The 1985-nt window shown below is 74.4% G+C and carries 1 protein-coding gene and 1 pseudogene; both read left to right on the forward strand.

What is annotated here, in order from left to right; all coding sequences use genetic code 11:
- Positions 1-1389 (forward strand): prolyl oligopeptidase family serine peptidase (locus tag H5J33_RS33090; RefSeq protein WP_181798401.1); only part of this gene is annotated, 1389 nt, incomplete at its 5' end.
- Positions 1390-1416: 27 nt separating this feature from the next.
- A pseudogene (locus H5J33_RS33095) lies at positions 1417-1985 on the forward strand (metallophosphoesterase); the annotation flags it as partial.

A 1985-nucleotide genomic window follows, 5' to 3' on the forward strand; every position in this document is an offset into this window, starting at 1 on the left:
TCGCCCGACGGACGGCGGGCCGCCTGGATCGGCTGGGACCATCCGCGGATGCCCTGGGACGGCACGGACCTGCTGGTCGCCGACGTGACCGACGACGGCCGGCTGACCGGCGTCCGCACCCTCGCCGGGGGCCCGGAAGAGTCCGTCTGCCAGGCCGAGTGGGCCCCGGACGGCCGCCTGCTGTACGCGAGCGACCGCGGCGGCTGGTGGCAGCTCTACCGCGACGGCACCCGCCTGTGCCCCCTCGAGGAGGAGTTCGGCGGGCCCCTGTGGCAGCTCGGGCTGCGCTGGTTCGCGCCGCTCGACAACGGCCTGCTGGCGGTCCTGCACGGCCGCGGGCCGGCCGCGCTCGGGATACTGGACCCGGAGACCGGCGAGATCGTCGACGCCGCCGGACCCTGGACCGAGTGCGCCCCCACCCTCGCCGTGCACGGCCAGCGCGTCGTCACCGTCGGCGCCGGCCCGCACACCGGGTACGAGGTGGTCGAGCTGGACACCGTCACCGGCCGCGCCCGCGTCGTCGGCGCCCGCCACCGCGACCCCGTCGACCCCGCCTACCACCCACGGCCCGAGGCGCGCGTCTTCCCCGGGCCCGGCGGCCGCGAGGTGTACGCCCACGTGTACCCGCCGCACCACCCCGCGCGCACCGCGCCCGACGGCGAACGGCCGCCGTACGTGATCTGGGCGCACGGCGGCCCCACCAGCCGCAGCCCGCTCGTGCTGGACCTGGCCATCGCCTACTTCACCTCCCGGGGCATCGGCGTCGCCGAGGTGAACTACGGCGGCTCCACCGGATACGGCCGCGCCTACCGGGAGCGGCTGCGCGAGCGGTGGGGCGTGGTGGACGTCGAGGACTGCGCGGCCGTCGCCCGCGCCCTCGCCGCCGAGGGCACCGCCGACCCCGCCCGGCTGGCCATCCGGGGCGGCAGCGCCGGCGGCTGGACCGCCGCCGCCTCCCTGACCGGCACCGACGTCTACGCCTGCGGCACCATGTGGTACCCGGTGCTCGACCTCACCACCTGGGGCCCCGGCGGCACCCACGACTTCGAGTCCCATTACCCGGAGTCGCTGATCGGCCCGCTCGCCGAGGTCCCCGACCGGTACGCCGAACGTTCCCCGATCACCCACGCCGACCGGCTCACCGTGCCGTTCCTGCTGCTCCAGGGCCTGGACGACATCATCTGCCCGCCCGCCCAGTGCGAACGCCTCCTCGCCCGGACCGCCGGGCGGGGCGTACCGCACGCCTACCTCACCTTCGAGGGCGAGGGCCACGGATTCCGCCGCGCCGATACCATGATCCGCGCCCTGGAGGCGGAACTGTCGCTGTACACCCAGGTGTTCGGGCTGGACCCGGCACCGCCCGCACCGAAGCTGGAGCTGTCCTCGTGAAGGAACTCGTCCGCCCGCACCGGCTGGAAGTCGGTCCTGGAGCCGAGGTTCTCCGGGCTGCTCGCCTCGGCGCCGTCCGTGGTCGGCAACGCCCGCAGCATCGTCACGGAGTTCGACGTCTACCAGAAGGAGCTGGCGCGCCTGGTGACGAACGTGACGAAGCTGTACGACGCCACGTCCACCCTCCCGGCCTACCGCCCGGACCCGACCACCATCCGGGTGCTGCACGTGTCGGACATCCACCTCAACCCGGCGAGCTGGAAGATCATCGCCTCGCTGGTGCGGCAGTACCAGGTGAACGTGATCGTGGACTCCGGGGACACGATGGATCACGGCACGGCGGCGGAGAACGGCTTCCTGGACCCGATCCGGGACCTGGGCGTGCCGTACGTGTGGGTGCGCGGCAACCACGACTCCCGGACCACCCAGCGCTATCTGGAGCGCGTGCGGAACGTGCGCGTGCTGGACGACGGCCGGGCCGTGACGGTGGGGGGCCTGCGGTTCGCGGGCATCGGGGATCCGCAGTTCACCCCCGACGCCAACCTGGACCGGGCCGTCGCGGCCTGGCCGGACCGGGAGGCGCTCGTGGACGTGGC

The sequence above is a fragment of the Streptomyces sp. WELS2 genome (genome assembly GCF_013870595.1).
Classification (GTDB): domain Bacteria; phylum Actinomycetota; class Actinomycetes; order Streptomycetales; family Streptomycetaceae; genus Streptomyces.